The sequence below is a fragment of the Novosphingobium sp. Sphag1I genome, assembly GCF_056279125.1.
This window is the reverse complement of sequence record NZ_JBWBQS010000021.1, coordinates 60,565-78,561: the sequence shown is the minus strand read 5'-3', so window position 1 is coordinate 78,561 and position 17,997 is coordinate 60,565. Positions and strand designations below refer to the sequence as shown.

Here is a 17,997-nt window from a genome sequence, read left to right as displayed (position 1 = left end):
CAGAAGATAGAGGTGCCGCTGGCGACCACGTTAGCCCGAGGCACTGGAGATGACGTTGCCGAATGTCCCATCCTGGAAGCACTCCAGTTTTTACCCCATCAAGGCAATTGACGCCATCTTTGAGGGATTTGATTTTGTGATGTCAGCTTGGAGTATAGCCTAACCGGACGTCAGGGCGCTACCGCGGTTTCTGTCAGATTAGGGTACTAAACGGAATTTGTTGACGAATGTCGTTGCGTATCATAGATTTCAACCTGACATTTTGATGGAGAGAGTGCGCAGTGAAGGGGCAACGGATCGGCTATGTCCGGGTCAGCACGTTCGATCAGAATGTGGATCGCCAATTGGAAGGTCAGTCGCTCGATCGGACCTTCACCGACAAGGCATCGGGCAAGGACGTCAACCGCCCCCAGCTTGAGGCTCTGCTCACTTTCGCCCGCGAAGGCGATACCGTCGTCGTCCACAGCATGGATCGGTTGGCCCGCAATCTGGATGACCTGCGCAAGCTGGTCCAGGGCCTCACCAAGCGAGGTATCCGGATCGAGTTTGAGAAGGAAAGCCTGTCCTTCTCGGGGGAGGACTCCCCGATGGCCAATCTGATGCTCTCGGTCATGGGTGCGTTTGCTGAGTTCGAGCGCGCCCTGATCCGCGAACGGCAACGCGAAGGCATTGCGATCGCTCGGCAGCGCGGCGCCTATCGGGGGCGGAAACGGTCGCTCTCGGATGAGATGATTGCCGATCTGCACCGCCGCGTTGCCGCCGGTGAACGCAAGGCGACCATCGCGCGCGACATGGGCATCAGCCGCGAAACCCTCTACCAGTACCTTCGCGCCGCTGCCTGACACCAATGTTCACATTATGTCCGGAAAATCGTTGTTCAGCGTACAAAGCTTGAGGTGACGCCTACTCGAGGACAAGGCGAGCGGCGGCAGTCGCGACCGGCCCAACCTCACGCGGGCGCTGGAAAGGGTGGGGCAGGGGGATACCCTGCTGGTCGTGCGCATCGACCGTTTGGCGCGCTCGCTGTCCCACTTGCTCGAAATCGTCGAGACCTTGCGCGCCAAGGGCGCCTATTTCCGGTCGATCAACGATCCAATCGACACCTCCAGTGCCCAGGGGATGCTGATGACGCAGTTGCTCGGTGCCTTTGCCGAATTCGAGCGCGCATTGATCCGCGAGCGGACGCGGGCAGGGCTGAAGGCTGCGGTCGCGCGAGGTGCTCGGCCTGGCAATCCAAAGATGCGGGCCCGTGATCCGATTGCCATCGCTGAGATTCGTCACAGCCACAACGAGCGATACCTGAATGCGCTGATCGACGGTCGACATCGGTGGCTGCCGACGGTTGAGCGGCTCCGGCCGCATTTACCCTGGGCGTTGGTATTGCGCCATATTCTTGCGATCACTCCGCCAGTGCGCTCGTTCAGCGAGCGCACACTGATCAAGGCTTGCCGGACGCTGGTGAAGTCAGGCTACGCCAGCGTCGCGATCCTGGAGCCGTCGCCGCGTCTGCCACCCGACACCCGGGCGGCACGGCTAGTTGCAGATCGGCTGAAGACTCATCCGGAGGCATCGTTGCGTGAGATCGCCGCCTGGCTGTCACGCGACTTGCGAGAGCCCACTCCGCGTGGAGGTCTGTCGTGGACGGCAGAAGGCGTGCGCCGGGTGATCCTGCAGGCCAAGGCGCTACATTTGATCGAGGAATGAGGGCACTCGGTCGAGCATTCGTTATTTTCCGAACGTCAAAGCACCCGAACCAGCGAGAATGATCGCTGCCCCGACAAGGCAGATTACGGAACCGAGGATATCAGTGGTCGTTGGCCGTTGCCCTTCGACCAGCCCCAGCCAAAACAGTGAAGCGACAATGTAAATCCCGCCGTAGGCGGCATAGGCGCGTCCGGCATAGGCCGTGTCCACCCACGTCAGCAGCCATGCAAACGCAACTAGTGCCGCCACGCCGGGAATGGCGACAAGCGCCGGCTTCCCGCTCTTGAGCCAGGCCCAGAAGGCAAAGCAGCCAGCGATCTCGCAAAACGCGCCTGCAGCGTAGATCGCCCAGAGTTTCACGCGGCAGCGTCCGCGATATCTTCGAAGATCGTGCACGGGAGAGCTGGCGACGGACCACAGGTCACATCGCAGCGCCGGGCCATGGCATCGAGCGAGGACTCGAGGCGGGCAAGTTCCAACCGCCGTTCCTTGACCTCGTCAATGCGCTGCTGAACGATATCGCGAGCCTTGATGCAGCCTCCGGCAGCATCGGCCTCGGGAGCCAGCAGTTCCCGAATCTGGTCGATCGACATACCGAAATCACGCGCGCGGCGAATGAATTGCAGGCGCTTCACATCGGGCCAGCCATAGCTGCGACGCCCGCCATCAGTCCTTGCCGCGTTCGGAATGAGGCCGATCGCCTCGTAGTAGCGAATCGTCGGCGCGGAGCATCCCGCAAGACTTGCGGCCTGGCTAATGGGCATCGGCATGGAGAAGGCATCGCATGATGGCGCTTGCTCTTCAAGTTACTTGAACTTGTAGAATGCGGCGACTCGAAACCGAACAAGGACATTGCACATGAAGTTGAAACTGGGACTCGCTGGTCAGGCGCTCGCTTGCGCGGCCTGTTGTGCCCCATTGCTCGTGCCGCTGCTGGCAGGAACGGGTGCGGTCCTTGGCTTTGAAGCCGTATCACTCGACGCGGCCATGTGCATCGGCATTCCTGCGATAGCTTTGGTTGGCGGCGGTGTCTGGCTCGCACTGCACAAGCGTCAGCGAGCCAGTTGCGAATGCCGGCACAGTTGCGATCCCGCTTCGCGCTGCGGTTGAACGGTGTGGCCTTGCCGGTCCCGCTACTCGTTGCCTGCTTTCACTAATCGGGAGCTGGCAAGGCAACGCCAGCGATCGCCTCGATCACGTGGCAATCTGCGGCGCGGCCGCCATCACAGGACGCAGCGACGCCCACCAGCGCGCTGCGCAAGGTTTGCAGGCGGGCGATGCGCTCTTCGATGTCGCGCAAGTGCTGGCGCGCGATTGCCGCTGCTTCACCGCAATCGCGTTCAGGCTGATCCGATAGGGCCAGCAGTGAGCGGATCTCGTCGACCGAAAATCCCAGGCTGCGGCCATGGCGGATGAAAGAGAGGCGGCGGACGTCCGCTGCAATGTAGGTCCGCCTTCCCGAAGCGGTCCGCAGCGGGCGCGGGAGCAGGCCGATGTCCTCGTAGAACCGGATCGTGTTGACCTTGGTCCCAGTTTGCCGAGCCAGGTCGCCAATCGCCAAACGCGCGGGTTCACCCATCGTATTGTCCCATATCGCGAATCGCTCGCAAAAACTGCTTGCTTCTACAGCTACTGTAGATTGTATCGGGGGCCGATGAGCAAGACCAAATTCGCGAATCACGCCCCGAAATCGATCAAGGCCGCTACCCGCGTGCTGCGCCTGGCCGCCTTGCTGGTGTCCCTGCTTGTGGCGGGAACGGCCCCTGCCTTTGCAAACCCGAGCGATGAGGATGTCCAGACGGCCTGGCGGCTGCTCGACTATGTCGCGGTCGATTATGCGGGGGCGGTCGCCGATGGAAAGGTGAAGAGCGCGCAGGAATATGCGGAGATGACCGAGTTTGCCGGCGCGGTCGAAGCCAAGCTCGCGGCGCTGCCGCCGGCAGCGCAGAAGGCCGGGCTGCTGTCCGAGGCGAAAGCGTTTCGGGGCATGGTCGCGCAGAAAGCTGCGCCGAATGATGTAGCGAAGTCTGCGCGGACGCTCGCCGCGCACCTGTTGACGGCCTATCCTGTCCCGCTCGCACCCAGCAAAACTCCCGATCTGGCGCGCGGCAATGCACTCTACGCGCAAAATTGTGCAGGCTGCCATGGCCTGAGCGGCGACGGTCATGGACCGGACGCCGCCAAGCTCAACCCCGTGCCGGTTGCCTTTGCCGATGCGTCGCGTGCCCGAGAGAGAAGCCCCTTTGCGCTCTATCAGGTGATCGGCCAGGGGCTCGATGGCACAGCCATGCGCAGTTTCTCCGAATTGCCCTCGCAGGACCGCTGGAACCTTGCCTTCTACATCGGTCGCTTCGCCTTCCCCAATGCCGGCAAGGGCGAACAGCTCTGGAAGAGCGATGCCGCATTGCGCAGCCAGGTTCCCAACCTGGCCGCGCTCGCCGGGATGACGCCTGCCTCGCTCGGGCGGCAGATTGGTCCTGACAAGGCTGATGCGGTCCTTGGCTATCTACGGGCGCATCCCGAAGCGGTGAGTGAGGCCAAGGCCGGATCGCTGACAGTTGCTCATGAAAAGCTCCAGGCGAGCCTTGCGGCTTACGAGGCCGGCGACAGGGAGGCGGCCAAGAAGCTCGCGCTGTCCGCCTATCTCGACGGGTTCGAGCCGGTCGAGCCGGCGCTCGCGGCGCGTGATGCGACGCTGATGGGGCGGATCGAGACCGAAATGGGTAATCTTCGCGCAGCCATCGGCCGCGGCGAACCTGTAAGCGCGGTCAAGGATCGCATGGCCGTCCTCGATGGGCTGTTCAGCGATGCCGAGGAGGTGCTGTCGCCCGATGCCGCCAGCACGGCGTCCACCTTCCTCGGCGCGTTCACCATCCTGCTGCGCGAAGGCGTGGAAGCGCTGCTGATCGTGGTCGCCATGATCGCCTTTCTGCGCAAGGCCGATCGCGGCGAGATGGTTCGTCATGTCCACGTCGGTTGGGTTGCGGCCCTCGCGGCAGGAGCGCTGACCTGGGCTGTTGCAACCTTTTTCATAGGCATCAGCGGCGCAAGCCGGGAATTGACCGAAGGTTTCGGCTCGCTGTTCGCCGCCGTGGTTCTGTTGTCCGTCGGCATCTGGATGCACGGCAAGTCGCAGGCCGGAGAATGGCAGCGCTATATCAACGAGACACTCGGCAATGCGCTGTCGCGTAGCTCCGGGTGGTTCCTGTTCGGCCTCGCCTTCATCGTCGTCTACCGCGAGGTTTTCGAGACGATCCTGTTCTATGCGGCGCTGACCGCGCAGGGAAGCGGCGCAGTCATTCTAGCCGGCGCAATCTCAGCCATCGTCGTCCTAGCGCTGATCGCCTGGGCCATGCTGCGGTTCAGTGCCCAGCTTCCGGTGCGCGAGTTCTTCAAATACAGCTCCTGGCTCATCGCGGTGCTGGCGGTCGTCCTCGCCGGCAAGGGCGTATCGGCATTGCAGGAGGCGGGGATCATCGACATTGCCCCGCTGGCTCACATGCCTCGCATCCCGGTGCTGGGACTGTTCCCGACCTGGCAGTCGATCGGCGCGCAATTTTTGACGATCGCGGTCATCGTGGCAGGGGGATGGTATAATGAGTGGCTGGCCCGCAAGGCGGTGGCGGCGTGACGGAGTAGTCCCATGGCCGACACTTGCTGCGGTTCAAGTTCAGCACCTGCTTCCTTGGACGAGACGTTTGCGCCTGCGCTTTCGGCTGTGCCTGAGGGTAGCAGCGTCACCCGTCTGCGCATTGCCCAGATGGATTGCCCGACCGAGGAAGCACTGATCCGCAAGAAGCTCGGCACCATGGACGAGGTCCAGGGGCTCGAGTTCAATCTGATGCAGCGCATGTTGACGATTGCCCATCGCACGGGAGCGTTGCCAGCGGTCCAGGCAGCCATCCGCGAACTCGGCATGGAAGCCGAACTCTTTGAACCTAGCATCGACGAGGCGCCTCACGAGGAAGCCGCGAAGCCGTGGTGGCCCTATGCTGCGGGCGGCCTTGCGGCATTGGTCGCGGAGATCATGCACTGGTCCGGATTGCCCGAATGGATGGTCGCGCTGATCGCCTTGCTCGCCGTCGCCGTCTGCGGACTCGATACATATCGCAAGGGCTGGATTGCCCTGCGCCACGGCAATCTCAACATCAACGCATTGATGAGTATTGCGGTGACGGGCGCGCTCCTGATCCGTCAGTGGCCTGAGGCCGCCATGGTCATGGTGCTGTTCGCCATCGCCGAACTGATCGAGGCGAAATCGCTCGACCGTGCGCGCAATGCCATTCGCAGCCTAGTCCAGCTTGCCCCGGACCACGCCACTGTTCGTGAGCCGGACGGCTCGTGGGTCGATCGCCCGGCCGCATCGGTGCGCATCGGTGACGTTGTTCGAATCGGGCCAGGTCAGAGCATTGCGCTGGACGGCACCGTCACAAGCGGTCGTTCGACGATCAACCAGGCGGCGATCACCGGTGAGAGCATGCCGGTCGAAAAGGCACCCGGCGACCAAGTGTTCGCCGGGACCCTCAACGAGGTCGGTTCCTTTGAGTATGAAGTGACCGCCGATGCCGGTCACTCGACGCTGGCCCGGATCATCGAAGCCGTTGAGTCAGCCCAAGGCGCCCGCGCACCGACCCAGCGTTTCGTTGACCAGTTCGCGCGCATCTACACGCCGGTCGTGTTCCTGGTCGCCGTTGCGGTGGCCCTCGTTCCACCCTTGCTATTCGCTGCCAACTGGCTGGACTGGATCTACAAGGCACTGGTCCTGCTGGTGATCGCCTGTCCTTGCGCGCTCGTCATCTCGACCCCCGTCACGATCGTCAGTGGCCTCGCGGCAGCGGCGCGCCAAGGTATCCTGATCAAGGGCGGCGTCTATCTCGAACAGGGGCACAAACTTGCTGTGCTTGCCCTCGACAAGACGGGAACCATCACGCACGGTAAACCCGCGCTGACCGACACGGTGCAACTCGATCAGATGGGTGGCATCGATAGCCTGCGCGTCGCAACCAGCCTTGCCGCGCGTTCCGACCATCCCGTCTCCTTTGCGATTGCCGAAGCAGGGCGAAAGTCTGGTATAGCCTTGCTCGATGTGACCTGCTTTGCTGCGCTGCCGGGGCGCGGCGTGAAGGGCACGATCGGCGGTGTGGACTATCTGCTCGGCAACCACCGCCTGATCCACGAAACCGGGGTGTGTTCCCCAGCGATTGAAACGCAGCTGGCCCAGCTCGAAGCGCAGGGCAAGACGGTCATCGTCCTGACCGATGGCAATGAGCCGCTCATCCTCCTCGCCGTCGCCGATACCATCAAGGACAGCAGCCGCGTTGCCATTCGGAACTTGCACGAGCTTGGCATCGAGACGGTGATGCTGACAGGTGACAACTCCCGTACCGCCGCAGCCATCGCGCAGCAGGTGGGGATCGACAAGGCACTGGGCGACCAGTTGCCCGAGGACAAGCTCCAGGCGATTGAACGCTATATCCGCGATGGCCGGTCTGTCGGCATGGTTGGCGACGGCATCAACGACGCACCCGCACTCGCGCGCGCCGATATCGGGTTTGCGATGGGGGCCGCCGGTTCCGATACTGCCATCGAGACGGCCGACGTTGCCTTGATGGACGACGATCTCAACAAGATCGCCCGCTTCGTGCAGCTTTCGCGCAAAACGCGGGCCGTTCTGGTCCAGAACATCACCCTGGCGCTTGGTATCAAAGCCATCTTCCTGGCGCTGACGCTTGCAGGATTTGGGACGATGTGGATGGCCGTATTCGCCGACATGGGAGCCAGCCTTATCGTGGTTGCCAATGGTCTAAGACTGGTTCGTCAGTAGTGCAAAAAGCAGCAACGCTCCTGGCTTGGCCACCTCAACCGAATGGAACAGCGCTGACATGACCGTACCTTGTGCCACCGGCATCGACACTGGCTTCGTGACACTGGGCTATGCCAAGGTCGCCGTACTGGGAGTGGTTCAGGGGATCACAGAACTCCTGCCGATTTCCTCGACTGCCCATATGCGCGTCGTGCCCGCCCTGTTGGGGTGGCGAGATCCCGGCTCGGCGTTTTCGGCAGCGATGCAATTGGCCGCACTGGCAGCGGTTATGAGCTATTTCTGGCAGGATGTGCGCCGCCTGGCGGTCGGTTCCGGGTCGGCGATCCGTCAACGACGGTTCAACGATCCCGAACTCCGACTCGCGATCTGGATCGCGTTGGCGACGGTCCCGATCACGCTCGCAGGGATCCTGCTGTCAGGCATCCTCAATACATGCGGTTCGCCGCTTCGCGCCTTGCTTGTGATTGGCTGGGCTTGCATCGCAATGGCAGTGTTGATGGCCCTCGCGGAAATTCTGGCACGCCACCGTCGCAGCGTTGAAAATGCATCACTAGTCGATGCACTGCTGGTCGGACTCGCGCAGGTCGGCGCTCTTATTCCAGGCGTCTCGCGCTCTGGATCAACCCTGACCGCAGCACTCGCGCTCGGCTTCAGGCGCGAGGAAGCGCCGCGCTTTTCATTCCTGCTGGGCATCCCGGCGATTGCTCTCGCCGGATCGAAGGAACTGTGGGAACTACATAAAGCCAATCTCGATATGCACGGTTGGTCCATTTTGGCGCTGGGCCTGATCGTCGCATCGATTTCGGCCTTCGTGGCGATCTGGGCGTTGATGCGCATTCTCGAGCGTTTCTCGGCTTGGCCGTTTGTCGTGTATCGCGGCCTACTTGGCATCCTTCTCCTCGTCGCCTCGTCGAAGGGGTGGCTGATATGACGCCGCTGCCCGTAATTGTCACGACCATCGGGTGGACCACCGCCGCCGTCGCCTCGATGGTCGGTGGCTCTAAATAAAATCCAAGTCAAGTTTGCCAATTCCCTATGACAATTATCGCACTTATTTATAATGACGCATCGTCATTTTTCATTGTGGTTGGCAATCGTACGACGGCAATGCTAAGCTGTTCCAAGGAGAATGACTGGGATGATCAGCGAAATTTGCGAGAGCACTTCAGTTATTGCCGAACGCCAGAGACTGGTCAGAAACTACGAAATGTGGCAAGGCTACTTGCCCACATCGCGAATGACTGGTAACCGCCGCCCCATGCGGCGGCAGATCATCTCTATGCTGCTGCTCTTTGCCGTGCTGATCGGTAGCATAGTCATGCCTGAACGCAGCCATGCACAGGATCTGCTTGCCGGTCACAGTAGCGAAATCCTCAATTTCGAAGATCACGTCGATGCCGCGACCAGGCAGAAAGACAAGCAAGGTGGCGATGTGCCCTGTCATGCGGTTGCCCACCACCACTGCACCATCGCAATAAGAACGGATGCCGAGGTCCCAGCTGTGGGGATCTGGTCTGCCGACGCACTGATGATGCCGCAGACGGTTTATCCGCTGACGGCGCTCGGGGCGGCTCCGCCCACGGAGCCGCCCGCCGCCTGAAGGTCATCCACCGGTGCCATACGTGCGCCCAAGGCTCATGATTTTCAGGAGAATATTTCATGCAAGACAGTCAAACGGGCGCGTGCGCGTCCGTAGTGCGCCATCGGAGCGCCCGTACGCCGGTGCCGCGCGTCCTTGCCGCGGCGCTCTTGCTCGGCACGAGTGGGCAGGTCGTCAGGGCCGAAGCGCCGGTCGCCGGGACCACGGCCCCCGCGCCGGTATTCACCCTGGATCAGGCGCTCGCCGCCGCTGGCAACAGTGCGCCGGGGCTCGCTGCGGCTGCCGCCGACCTCCGCGCTGCGCAGGCCGGCCGGACCGTTGCGGGATTGCGTCCCAATCCCGAATTGCAGGTCCAGGTTGAGAATGTCGGCGGGACAGGACAGTTCAGGGGCACCCAAAGCGCGGAAACAACGACCGGGTTTGCCCTGCCGATCGAACTCGGGGGCAAGCGTTCGGCCCGGATTGCGGTGGCCGATGCCCAGACCTGGCGCGCCGAGGTCGAGGCTGCTGTCGTTGCCGCCGACCTGCGCCTTCAGATCACGCAAGCCTACATTGCCGCCATTGCTGCTGAGCGGCGCGTCGAGATCGCCCAGATGGAAGCTGATTTCGCGGCCTTGGGCTTTCGAGCTGCCAGCGCGCGGGTTACCGCCGGGGCAGCCTCGCCAATCGAACAGCAACGGGCCGATGTCCTGCGGATCAACGCCGATGTCGCGCTCGATCGTGCCCGCCGCGAAGCCGAGACCGCCCGGGCCAATCTCGGACGGCTGATCGGTCAGCCGGTCGTCGGACTGCTTGATCGAAACTGGTTCGAACGCGCCGATGCCTATGGTCCGTCAGCTCCGATCAAGGCCGAGGGGACACTGACGCTGGCCGCCGCCGAGGCCGACCTCGCGACTTCCTCGGCGCAGGTGCGCCTCGCCAGATCGCAGCGCGTGCCGAATGTGACTTTAAGCGCCGGTGCAAAGCGCCTGTCCGCGTCTAACGACACAGCCGCAGTTTTCGGAGTTTCGATCCCGCTGCCCTTGTTCAATGGAGGCAAGGCGGCGCTCGATCAGGCAACGGCGCAAGAGTCCGCCTCGGACGCCCGGCGGCGCGTGGCGCTGATCGAAACCGAGCGCGAGATTGCCTCGGCCCAGGCCGAACTCGCCAATGCCGCCGCCAGTGCGCGCGCCGCAGGCGGTCCGGGCCTTGCCGCTGCGTTCGAGGCCGCCCGGATCGCCGGGATCGGTTACGCCAACGGCAAGTTCAGTCAGCTCGACCTGATCGAGGCGCAACGGACCCTGGCGCAGACCCGATCAGCCTATGTCGACGCGCTCATTGCCTATCACACTGCCGAAGCAAACCTTGCACGGCTCGTTGCGCCTGCTCCCGACCGGGGAATTGCGCAGTGAAGCTGGATGCCCTCATTTCCCGATGCCTGCCGCGCGCCGTAACCGGCGCCGGGCGTCGCCCCATTTCGGAGATTACCCATGTACTTTGACGACAAGCGCCTCGTCGCCGGTGTTGCCGGCGCGCTCGTGCTCGCAGCAGGGGGGGGCTTCATGGCTGCCCGCTGGACGAGCGAACCGTCCACCGCCGCCGCGCCGGCCGAGGAAGCTGCTGAAGCGGCTCCGACCTCGCTCGATCTCTCCGCCGAAGCGATCCGCAATTCGGATATCGCCGTCGAAGCGGTGTCGGCAGGCGGGTTCGGCTCCGAGATCGTGGTTCAGGCCGTGGTCGCGTCGTCGCCAACCGGTGAGGCCGTGCTGACTGCCCGCGCCGGGGGTGCCGTCATCCGCGTGTTCAAGCGGCTTGGCGATCCGGTTCGCGCTGGGGAAGCACTGGCGATCGTGGAAAGCCGCGACGCCGGCCAAATCGCGGCCGAACGCTCTTCAACTGCCGCGCGTGCGACGCTCGCGCAGCGCAACCTAGCCCGCGAACGCTACCTCTTCGAACAGAAGGTATCGTCGCGCGCCGAATATGAAGCGGCACAGGCCGAGGCCGCTGCAGCTGAAGCGGAGGCCCGGCGCGCCAACGCGGCCATGGGTGTAGCGAATGTTACACGCGATGGTCGGGGAACAATAGTCAGCAGCCCGATCTCGGGTCGGGTGACATCCGCGAATGCCGTTCTGGGCACCTACGTCCAACCCGAAGCCGAACTGTTCCGCGTTGCCGATCCGCGCCAGATCCAGGTCGAGGCGTCGGTCGGCCCGGCTGACATGGCGCGTCTTGCCGCCGGCAACCGCGCGGTGATCGAATTGCCGGAAGGGGGCACGGTTGAGGGCCGGGTAAGGACGGTAACTCCGACGCTGAACGGGCAAACGCGCTCGGCGACTGCAGTCATCGATGTTGTTGGCGGAACATTGCAACCGGGCCTCGGGGTCAGGGTTCGGCTTTATCCCAGTCTCGGTACACCCGGCAACGCCATCGCGCTTCCCGAAGATGCGCTCCAGTCGCTCAATGGCAAGGACGTGGTCTTCGTGCGCACGACCAAGGGGTTCCGGGTTCAACCGGTGACCGTCGGCCAGCGCAGTGCCGGGCGGGTGGAAATCCTCTCAGGTCTGAAGCCGGGCTTCCAGGTCGCTACTCGCAATGCATTCCTGCTCAAGGCCGAAATCGGCAAGGGCGCGGGCGAGGAGGAATAGACCATGATCGCAAGCCTCATGGCGCTTTCCGTCCGCATGCGCTGGGCGGTGGTGCTGTTCTTCCTCGCCGTTGCCGGCATTGGCCTGTGGCAGCTCACCCGCCTGCCGATTGATGCCGTGCCCGACATCACCACCAAGCAGGTGCAGATCAACACCGTCAATCCCGGCCTCTCGCCGGTCGAGATGGAGAAGCTGGTCACCTATCCGATCGAAACGGCGCTGGCCGGTATCCCCGGTCTGGAAACGACCCGGTCGCTCTCGCGCAACGGGTTCAGCCAGGTTACAGCGATCTTCTCGGATTCCACCGATCTCTACTTCGCCCGCCAGCAGGTTGGCGAGCGCCTGACCCAGGCGGGGGAAAAACTTCCCGCAGGCGTTCAGCCGCAGATCGGTCCGGTGACCACGGGACTAGGCGAAATCGTCATGTATACTGTCGGCTATGCCAACCCTGACGGCAAAGGTGCTCGGCGGGTTGCCGGGCAGCCGGGCTGGCAGCCCGATGGCAGCTATCTGACGCCAGAAGGCCAGGTTCTTGCGGATGAGGTCACCAAGGCCGGTTACCTGCGCACCGTGCAGGAATGGATCATTGCGCCGCAATTGAAGAACGTGCCGGGTGTGGCGGGCGTCGATTCCATCGGCGGCTATGCCAAGACCTTCGTGGTCGAGCCCGATCCCACCAAGCTCATTGCGTTCGGCATCTCCTACAGCGAACTCGCCAAGGCGCTCGAAGCCGCCAACCTTGCGGTTGGCGCGAACTACTTCAATCGCGGTGGCGAGGCCTATCTCGTGCGCGCCGACGCGCGCATCCGCTCGGTCGATGAAATCCGCAACACCGTGGTCGCGACGCGTGGCGGCGTTCCGATCACCGTTGCCCAGATCGCCAATGTCCGCATTGGCGGCGACCTGCGCACCGGTGCTGCCAGCATGAACGGACGCGAAGCCGTGGTCGGCACCGCGTTGATGCTGATCGGCCAGAACAGCCGAACCGTCGCCGAAGCCGTCGGTGCAAAGCTCGATCAGGTCGCCAAGACACTTCCGCCGGGCGTGAAGGTCGAGGTCGTGCTCGACCGCGCCAAGCTGGTCAACGCGACGGTCGCCACGGTCGAGCGCAATCTTGCCGAGGGCGCTATCCTCGTGGCCGCCGCGCTGTTCCTGCTGCTTGGCAACTGGCGCGCGGCGATTATCGCCGTACTCGTCATCCCGTTCTCGTTCCTGATGATGGCGACGGGAATGAACATTGTCGGGGTGCCCGGCAACCTGATGAGCCTCGGCGCACTCGACTTCGGTCTGATCGTCGATGGCGCGGTGATCATCATCGAGAATTGCCTTGCCCGGCTTGCCCACCGGCAGGCCCATGAAGGCCTCGTCCTGTCCTTGCGCGAACGGCTTGAAGAAACGATGCGCGCCAGCCAGGAGATGATCAAACCGACAGTGTTCGGGCAGGCGATCATCCTGCTCGCCTTTGCCCCGCTGCTGATGTTCACGGGCGTCGAGGGGAAGACCTTCTCGCCGATGGCGATCACCATCATGCTGGCGCTCGTCGCCGCGTTCATCCTCGCCATCACGCTGGTCCCGGCGCTGGTCGCGCTGCTGATCCGCGGCGAGGTTGCCGAAAAGGAAGTCTGGCTGATCGCCCGGACCAGGCAGCGCTACCTGCCGCTGCTCGACCGTTCGCTGGAGCGTCCTTGGCGCTTTATCGGCGCAGGGCTGGCCTTCTTCGTCGCGGCCATACCCGCTTTTGCCCTGCTGGGGTCCGAGTTCATTCCCCAGCTCGACGAGAAGAACCTCGCGCTCGCTTCGACCCGCGTGCCTTCGGTCAGCCTAGAACAGTCGCTTGCCATGCAGCGCGGGGTCGAGAACGCGGTGACGAAGCTCCCCGAAGTGCATCTCATGTTCTCGAAGACCGGTACAGCAGAGGTTGCCACCGATCCGATGCCGCAGAACATCTCCGACGGCTACGTCATCCTCAAGCCGCAAGACCAGTGGCCGGATGGCGTGGACAGCAAGCAGGACGTCGTCGAGCGGGTCGAGAAGGCCGCCAAGGGACGGTTAGGCCAGCTCTACGAGGTCAGCCAGCCCATCCAGCTGCGATTCAATGAGCTCATTGCCGGGGTGCGCGGCGATGTTGCGATCAAGCTCTATGGCGATGATCTGGACAAGATGGCGCAGTCGGCAGACGAGATAGTCCGGGTGCTCCAGTCGGTTTCCGGCGCATCGAGCGTCAAGGCCGACCAAACCGGCGGCGCACCAACGCTCGACGTCCGGTTCGACCGTGCGGCGATCGCGCGCTACGGTCTCAGCGTCGAAGAAGTGGCCGATACGGTCGCGGCAGCAATGGGCGGACGCGAGGCGGGGCTGCTCTTCGAGGGCGACCGCCGGTTCGAGATTGCCGTGCGGGTGCCCAACACCACGCGGGCAAACCTTGGCGAGGTCATGGCGCTCCCGGTCATGTTACCGGCGCAGGAGGGCCAGGCGCGCCGTTCGGTTCCGCTGAGCCAAGTCGCTCAGATCCGCTTCACCGAAGGGCTCAACCAGATCACGCGCGAAAACGGCAAGCGCCGCGTCGTGATCCAGGCGAACCTGCAGGGCCGCGATGCAGGTTCGTTCGTTGCCGAAGCGCAGGCAAAGGTTGCAAAGGTGAAGCTGCCTGCGGGCTATTATCTCGAATGGGGCGGTCAGTTCCAGAACCTGCAAGCCGCCGCGGACCGTCTGGCGATCGTCGTGCCGCTTTGTTTCGCCGCGATCTTCGTGCTGCTGTTCCTGGCTCTCGGGACTCTGCGGCGGGCCTCCGCGGTATTCCTCGCCGTGCCGCTAGGTCTTGCTGGCGGGGTATTCGCCCTCGCGGCGACCGGGATCGCCTTCTCGGTGTCTGCGGCCGTGGGGTTCATCTGCCTTGCTGGTGTTGCCGTGCTCAACGGTCTCGTCGTCATGACCGCTATCCGCGAGCGGCTCGATGAGGGGCTTGTCCTCGTCGAGGCGATCCGGGCAGGCATGATTGACAAGATGCGCGCCGTCATCATGACCGGGTTCGTGCCCGCAATTGGTTTCGTACCGATGGCGCTGGCGCATGGCACCGGCGCCGAGGTGCAAAAGCCGCTGGCTATGACCGTCATCGGCGGGCTGATCGCAGCGACGGTCCTGACCCTGCTGGTCCTTCCGGCGATCGCCCGGGTGGTCCTGGGGCCGAAGGAAGGCCTCTCGAATGATAAATTGGATGACGTCACGCCCACGCCGGCGGCGGCGCAGTGAAGGAGATGGACATGAACAAGGCCGCGAGACTGCTTCGCGTCTACACTGACGAGAGCGCCTATGTCGGTGATCGCAAGGTGTTCGAATATGTCACCGCGCTGGCCCGCGAGCGCGGTCTTGCCGGCGCGACGGTGCTCGAAGCCCTGATGGGCTTCGGACACTCCGCGCATCTGCACCGCAAGCACGTTTTCGAGAGCGACCGAGCCCTCGTCATCGAAATCGTCGATGTTGAGGACAAGCTGCGCCGCTTTGCTGCCGAGTTGACCGCCGTTTCCGGGATCGGCCTCGTCACGCTTGAGGCGGTCGAAATCCTGAGCGGGCCAACGGACTTTCAGGACGAGGAACTCGCTGATGGCTGACAAGGCCAAGTTCGACGTTCCGCTGGTCTTGCCCGAAGTCCACGACGCGGCCGACCGCTGCGTTGAGCGGCTGCTGGCGGTGCTGAAGGCGCGCGACGGTGTAAATGACGCGCATGTCGCTGAGTCCAATAGCGACACGCCGGTTCTGTGCGTCCACTTCAATCCCGGCACACTGTCGCTGCCCCAGGTCCGCTCGATCGTCGAGGCTGCCGGCGCCGACATATCGGCGCGTTTTGGCCATGTGGTCTGGGAACTGGGCCAGACGTTTTCTGCCCGCCAGGCCAACCGGATCAGCGATCAACTGGCAAAGACCCCCGGCGTGCTCGAAGCCGGGGTCAGTCCGGCGGGGGTGGTTCGGGTCGAGTTCGACCGGAACCTGATCGACGAACCGGCAGTCCGGGCGGTATTGCAGAGACTGGGGCTGCGCCACAAGACCGTGGTCGAAGACGACCATGCCGGGCATGATCATGGCCCCGGCGAGCATAGTCACGACCACGAGCATGGCGGAGTCTTCGGCTCTTGGACCGAACTGGTCTTCGCGCTCGGCTGTGGTCTCATGCTGGCCATCGGGTTCGCCATTAATAGGTTCGCCGACGCACCCGTATGGCTTCCGCTGGGCTGCTACATCCTTGCTTATGGGCTCGGCGGCTTCTTCACGCTGCGCGAGGCGTTCCAGAACCTGAAGGCCCGGCGTTTCGAGATCGATACGCTGATGCTGGTCGCGGCCGCCGGTGCCGCCGCGCTTGGCGCCTGGGCGGAAGGTGCGCTGCTGCTGTTCCTGTTCAGTCTAGGCCATGCGCTTGAGCACTATGCGATGGGCCGGGCAAAGCGTGCTATCGAGGCCCTGTCGAAACTCGCTCCCCGCACAGCTATGGTCCGACAAAGCGACGGGACGACCCGCGAGATGCCGGTCGAGCAGCTTGCCCTTGGCGATGTTCTCGCCGTTAAGCCCGACGGGCGCATCCCTGCCGATGGGTTCGTGGTCAGGGGCACCAGCGCGGTAAACCAGGCTCCGGTGACCGGCGAGAGCATGCCGGTCGACAAGCGGGCGGTGATGGACGATGCTGCCGCGCGCGCGAATCCCGACCGGCTAGAGGCCGCCTACCGGGTCTTTGCCGGAACGATCAACGGCAGCGGTGCGCTCGAAATCGAGGTCACCCGCCTTGCCAGCGAGTCCACCCTTGCCAAGGTAATCAAGCTGGTCAGCGAGGCCGAGACGCAGAAATCGCCGACCCAGCGCTTCACCGACAAGTTCGAACGCTACTTCGTGCCGACCGTGCTCGGACTCACCGTCCTTCTGCTTTTTGCCTGGGTGGTGATCGACGAGCCGTTTCGCGCGAGCTTCTACCGCGCAATGGCGCTGCTTGTCGCGGCAAGCCCCTGTGCGCTCGCTATCGCGACGCCCAGCGCGGTGCTTTCCGGCGTGGCCCGCGCCGCGCGCGGCGGTGTCCTGATCAAGGGCGGCGCGCCGCTCGAACTGCTTGGCTCACTGGATGCGATCGCATTCGACAAGACCGGCACGCTGACCAAGGGCGCGCCGCGTATCCAGGAGATCGTGGCCGCGCCTGGCATCGACAAGCAGGATCTGATAGCGGTCGCGATTGCGGTCGAGAGCCTGAGCGACCATCCGCTCGCGCAGGCGATAGCCCGTGATGGACGGGACCATATTGGCGATCGTTCGATTCCCGAGGCGATCAACATTGAGAGTCTGACCGGGCGCGGCGTGACCGCCGAAGTGGGTGGTCAACGGGTGCTGATCGGTAAGGCTGAGATGTTCGGCACCGAGGGGATCGACCCCTTGTCCGCCCCGATGGCTGCCGCGATTGAAAAATTGAGGGCAGGCGGCTTTACCACCATGGTCGTGCGCCGCGGCGATAGTGACCTTGGTGCCATTGGTCTCCTCGACACGCCGCGCGAAAGCGCGCGCGACGCACTCTATCAGCTGCGGAAACTCGGTATCAAACGCATGGTCATGCTCTCGGGCGACCACCAGCGCGTCGCCGATGCTGTCGCCCGCCAGGTTGGGCTCGACGAGGCCTGGGGCGATCTCATGCCAGAAGACAAGGTCGTCACGATCAAGAAGCTGCGTAGCGAGGCGCAGGTTGCGATGGTCGGCGACGGGGTCAACGATGCGCCTGCCATGGCGAGTGCTACCGTCAGCATCGCGATGGGGGCGGCAGGTTCCGATGTGGCCCTCGAAACCGCAGATGTGGCACTTATGGCGGACGACCTGTCCCACCTGCCGTTCGCGGTGGGTCTCAGCCGCAGCACGCGTCGGATCATCCGTCAGAACGTGTTTGTCAGCCTTGGCGTCGTGGCTTTGCTTGTACCGGCGACTATTCTGGGTCTGGGAATCGGGCCGGCGGTTGCCATGCACGAAGGTTCAACGCTGATCGTCGTGTTCAACGCCCTGCGATTGCTTGCCTACCGTGATCGCACGGCCGGCAACTAATGAAGGAGGTGACAAAATGACCAACGGAAGATGGAGATTTCGCGGCCTGCCACTTGGAGCCGCTATATTTCTGGCAGGAGGATGTGCGACACTTCCACCTGTCCCAGCGCCGCTTACCGCGAAAGCCAACTCGCGGGTCGAAATCCGTTCGGTCTATGCTCACGCGGCAAAGGATGGGGTGACCG

The 17,997-nt window shown here is 63.5% G+C and carries 14 protein-coding genes and 1 pseudogene; 12 read left to right on the top strand and 3 right to left on the bottom strand.

Translation table 11 applies throughout. From position 1 onward, the window contains the following. Positions 1-281: 281 nt before the first annotated feature. Positions 282-842, top strand: a complete 561-nt coding sequence (locus ACZ9HU_RS19755) for a recombinase family protein (protein WP_004213255.1) — start codon at positions 282-284, stop codon at positions 840-842. A gap of 61 nt (positions 843-903) precedes the next feature. Continuing rightward, a pseudogene (locus ACZ9HU_RS19750) lies at positions 904-1,704 on the top strand (recombinase family protein); the annotation flags it as partial. A 21-nt stretch (positions 1,705-1,725) separates the two neighbouring features. On the opposite strand, the gene ACZ9HU_RS19745 reads toward ACZ9HU_RS19750, so the two are convergent. Both ACZ9HU_RS19745 and ACZ9HU_RS19740 read right to left on the bottom strand, forming a co-directional pair. Further along, positions 1,726-2,064, bottom strand: a complete 339-nt coding sequence (locus ACZ9HU_RS19745) for a YnfA family protein (RefSeq protein WP_476107509.1) — start codon at positions 2,062-2,064, stop codon at positions 1,726-1,728. Then, complete coding sequence (locus ACZ9HU_RS19740) at positions 2,061-2,474, bottom strand: MerR family transcriptional regulator (RefSeq protein WP_476107508.1); 414 nt, start codon at positions 2,472-2,474, stop codon at positions 2,061-2,063. The genes ACZ9HU_RS19745 and ACZ9HU_RS19740 overlap by 4 nt, the downstream gene beginning before the upstream one ends. Before the next feature lie 88 nt (positions 2,475-2,562). On the opposite strand from ACZ9HU_RS19740, the gene ACZ9HU_RS19735 reads away from it, so the two are divergent. Further along, positions 2,563-2,814 (top strand): hypothetical protein, encoded by a 252-nt coding sequence (locus ACZ9HU_RS19735; protein ID WP_124811367.1) that lies wholly within the window; start codon positions 2,563-2,565, stop codon positions 2,812-2,814. A gap of 43 nt (positions 2,815-2,857) precedes the next feature. Here the strand turns inward: ACZ9HU_RS19735 and ACZ9HU_RS19730 are convergent, their stop codons facing one another. Further along, entirely contained in the window at positions 2,858-3,283 is a 426-nt protein-coding gene (locus ACZ9HU_RS19730) for a MerR family transcriptional regulator (RefSeq protein WP_476107506.1), read from the bottom strand. 75 nt (positions 3,284-3,358) lie between these two features. On the opposite strand from ACZ9HU_RS19730, the gene ACZ9HU_RS19725 reads away from it, so the two are divergent. The 9 genes from ACZ9HU_RS19725 to ACZ9HU_RS19685 all read left to right on the top strand — a co-directional run bounded on the left by ACZ9HU_RS19725 (position 3,359) and on the right by ACZ9HU_RS19685 (position 17,812). Further along, entirely contained in the window at positions 3,359-5,335 is a 1,977-nt protein-coding gene (locus ACZ9HU_RS19725) for an FTR1 family protein (protein ID WP_476107505.1), read from the top strand. A 12-nt stretch (positions 5,336-5,347) separates the two neighbouring features. Continuing rightward, positions 5,348-7,528 carry a heavy metal translocating P-type ATPase gene (locus tag ACZ9HU_RS19720; RefSeq protein ID WP_476107503.1) on the top strand — a complete coding sequence of 727 codons (2,181 nt, stop codon included), beginning with the start codon at positions 5,348-5,350 and terminating at the stop codon, positions 7,526-7,528. 25 nt (positions 7,529-7,553) lie between these two features. Beyond that, positions 7,554-8,459 carry an undecaprenyl-diphosphate phosphatase gene (locus ACZ9HU_RS19715; protein ID WP_292945436.1) on the top strand — a complete coding sequence of 302 codons (906 nt, stop codon included), beginning with the start codon at positions 7,554-7,556 and terminating at the stop codon, positions 8,457-8,459. 207 nt (positions 8,460-8,666) lie between these two features. Then, on the top strand, positions 8,667-9,128 hold the full coding sequence (locus tag ACZ9HU_RS19710; RefSeq protein ID WP_476107501.1) for a hypothetical protein: 462 nt from the start codon (positions 8,667-8,669) through the stop codon (positions 9,126-9,128). Between the two features lie 95 nt (positions 9,129-9,223). After that, complete coding sequence (locus ACZ9HU_RS19705) at positions 9,224-10,519, top strand: TolC family protein (protein ID WP_476107499.1); 1,296 nt, start codon at positions 9,224-9,226, stop codon at positions 10,517-10,519. A 78-nt stretch (positions 10,520-10,597) separates the two neighbouring features. Next, positions 10,598-11,752, top strand: a complete 1,155-nt coding sequence (locus ACZ9HU_RS19700) for an efflux RND transporter periplasmic adaptor subunit (RefSeq protein ID WP_476107498.1) — start codon at positions 10,598-10,600, stop codon at positions 11,750-11,752. A gap of 3 nt (positions 11,753-11,755) precedes the next feature. Continuing rightward, a complete protein-coding gene (locus ACZ9HU_RS19695; protein ID WP_476107496.1) occupies positions 11,756-15,001 on the top strand; it encodes an efflux RND transporter permease subunit in 3,246 nt (1,081 codons plus the stop codon). 11 nt (positions 15,002-15,012) lie between these two features. Then, on the top strand, positions 15,013-15,360 hold the full coding sequence (locus ACZ9HU_RS19690) for a DUF190 domain-containing protein (protein WP_476107495.1): 348 nt from the start codon (positions 15,013-15,015) through the stop codon (positions 15,358-15,360). Further along, on the top strand, positions 15,353-17,812 hold the full coding sequence (locus ACZ9HU_RS19685; protein WP_292687934.1) for a heavy metal translocating P-type ATPase: 2,460 nt from the start codon (positions 15,353-15,355) through the stop codon (positions 17,810-17,812). The genes ACZ9HU_RS19690 and ACZ9HU_RS19685 overlap by 8 nt, the downstream gene beginning before the upstream one ends. Positions 17,813-17,997: the final 185 nt, after the last annotated feature.